Source organism: Pseudomonas sp. SIMBA_068 (genome assembly GCF_046534705.1).
In the GTDB taxonomy this organism is placed as follows: domain Bacteria; phylum Pseudomonadota; class Gammaproteobacteria; order Pseudomonadales; family Pseudomonadaceae; genus Aquipseudomonas; species Aquipseudomonas putida.
Window position 1 is genome coordinate 1 of the sequence record NZ_JAWRYI010001196.1, and the last position, 250, is coordinate 250.

At 54.4% G+C, this 250-nt stretch carries 1 protein-coding gene; it reads left to right on the forward strand.

Annotated elements, in window-relative coordinates:
- Nucleotides 1–250, forward strand: a 250-nt coding sequence (locus SB756_RS33315) for a GTP-binding protein (RefSeq protein WP_410913664.1), incomplete at both ends; no start/stop codon positions are given.

Sequence of the window (250 nt, forward strand, 5' to 3'; positions counted from 1 at the left end):
GTCTGAAGCCGATTGTGGTTATCAACAAAGTAGACCGCCCTGGTGCGCGTCCGGATTGGGTTGTTGATCAGGTCTTTGACCTGTTCGTTAACCTGGATGCTACTGATGAGCAGCTCGACTTCCCTATCATTTTCGCCTCTGCGCTGAATGGTATTGCTGGTCTTGAGCACACCGACATGGCTGACGATATGACCCCGCTGTATCAGGCGATCGTCGACCACGTTGCACCTCCGCAGGTTGAGGCTGACGC